Source organism: Streptomyces sp. NPDC001568, assembly GCF_042893755.1.
Lineage (GTDB): Bacteria > Actinomycetota > Actinomycetes > Streptomycetales > Streptomycetaceae > Streptomyces.
The window spans coordinates 1-2,118 of record NZ_JBIAVF010000061.1 but is presented as its reverse complement, the minus strand read 5'-3'; the positions used below and the strand labels follow the sequence as shown (position 1 = coordinate 2,118).

The following is a 2,118-nucleotide window of genomic DNA, read 5'->3' as shown; positions in this document are numbered from 1 at the left end:
CCCGCGGAGCGGGACCCTGTGCGCTGCGCGCACAGGAAGCGAACCGCCTCGCTGCGCTCGACGGGCCCGGCTGCGCCGGGCCTTGACCGGCCCTTCGGGCCGGCGTCCTACGCTGCGCTGCGGACCGGTTCGGGCCCGCGCTCCGCCCTGTCCCGAACGCCCGGCTGCGCCGGCCGAGGTGACCCCGTTTCACGGGGTCCGGGCCTACGGCCCGTTGGGGTGGGTTCGCTCCGCTCCCCCACCCTGGCAGCAGGGAGCGGGTCACCTGGGGCGGCTGGCGTCTTCCTCGTTCCACAATGACATCTCGTGCCCCTCCCCGTACTGCTCTATGACGAGTGCTCGGGCTTCGAGCGGCGATGAAGCCATCAACCGCAATTCGATTTTCGGTTGGCCGGCGATCCGAATGTAGCCAATGAACTCACGCTTCGACTCGGCGCTCATCATGTCCCCCTTGGCTTGCCCACGTACGGTTCACTCCGCTCAACCTCCCCCGATCGTCCCCCGGGAGTAAACGGCGATACAGGCCGAAACCGGATCGCAATCGGGCCAGCCAGCTGTACGCGGAGGGGGCTCATTTCTTTTGTCGGCATCGGTCAACCGACGGCCGGTGGACTCCCCTGAACGAGCGGACCGGATCGGGGGATCCTCCCCCGGCTCACGCGTCGACGCGGTAGAGTCGACGCTACATCAACTACGGATGCAGGTGTGTAGCATCCCGAGAAACCAGGCACCACCTACCGGCGGATGGACGCCTCTCGATTTCATGCGACCCGGTGCGCTGGAATCGGATGTTGTGTACCAACACGAGAAATCCTCCACTCCCCCGGGGCGGGAATCGCTCCGGAATTCCTCTACTGATGGAGAAGGCGAATGCAGAGGTCCGGTATCAGCTTGCGGCCCCACCAGGAGGAGGCGGTGGAGGCGATTGTCCGGGGTCTCGACATCCCGCCGGGGAAGCGGGTCCCGAAGGCGGGTCTGCGGGCGACCGTGGTGGCGGCGTGCGGGACGGGAAAGACGTTCATCGCGGCGGCGGCCGCGCTCCGGCTGGCTCGGGGTGGGCGGGTCCTGGTGCTGCTGCCGACCCTGGATCTGCTGGCGCAGACCGCCCGGGAGTGGAGGACGGCCGGGCATGACGGGCCGGCGGTGGCGGCCTGTTCCCTGGACGACAACGGCCAGTTGTACGGCCTGGGCGTGCGGACGACGACGTCGGCGGCGCAGCTCGCCCTGTGGCACGGCCGGGGCCCCGTCACCGTCTACGCCACCTATGCCTCCCTGGGGGTGCTCGCCGAGGCGTTCGGCGGGGAGTACGGCCTGCCGATGGAGGACCTCGACCTGGTGGTCGTGGACGAGGCGCACCGTACGTCCGGATCGGCGGGGAAGGCGTGGGCGGACGTGCACCGCCAGGCCGTCATCCCGGCCCGGCGCCGGCTGTACATGACCGCCACCCCCAGGATCTGGATGGAGCGTCCGCCCCGGACCCCGGCTCAGGAACTGGAGCGGCGTCGGGCCGACGAGGAACGCCGGCAGGCCGAGGAGGCACGGCACGAGGAGGCCGAGGCCGAGGGCCGGACATACGTGCCCCGGCACCGGTGGGACCGGCTGCCCCAGGAGATGGCGTGCTCGATGGACGACAGCCGGGTGTTCGGGCCGGTGGTCTATGAGCTGTCGCTGGCGGACGCGATCTCCCGGGGGCTGCTGGCCAGGTATCAGATCGTCGTCGCCGAGCTCACCGATCCCGTGGTGACGCCGGAGCGGCTCTACAGCGAGGAACGACACGAGGAGCGGCTGCGGGGCGAGCGGCTCGCGGCCGTGCAGACGACCCTGTTGGAGACCATGGCCGAGCACGACCTGAAGACCACGATCACCTTCCATCACCGGACGGTCGAGGCGCAGGCCTTCGCCGAGGGGCTCGATCGGGTGGCCCGCCGGCTGCACGCCGTCGACCCCGGCCGGCATCCCGAGAGCGTGTGGACGGGATGGCTGCGCGGGGAGCACGAGATGGAGCACCGGACCGCCGTCCTCGCCGACTTCGGCCGCCGCGCCGGCCGGGCCGTCCTCGCCAACTGTCGGGTCCTGGGCGAAGGAGTCGACATCCGGGCCGTCGACTCCGTGGCGCTC

Annotated in this window: 2 protein-coding genes; one reads left to right on the top strand and one right to left on the bottom strand. The window is 70.4% G+C overall.

Annotation, left to right across the window (positions count from 1 at the left end; translation table 11 throughout):
- Window positions 1-261: 261 nt before the first annotated feature.
- Window positions 262-444, bottom strand: a complete 183-nt coding sequence (locus ACFY0I_RS39960; protein WP_388904754.1) for a hypothetical protein — start codon at window positions 442-444, stop codon at window positions 262-264.
- 426 nt (window positions 445-870) lie between these two features.
- Here ACFY0I_RS39960 and ACFY0I_RS39955 point away from each other — a divergent pair.
- Window positions 871-2,118 (top strand): DEAD/DEAH box helicase family protein (locus ACFY0I_RS39955; RefSeq protein ID WP_388904753.1); only part of this gene is annotated, 1,248 nt, incomplete at its 3' end.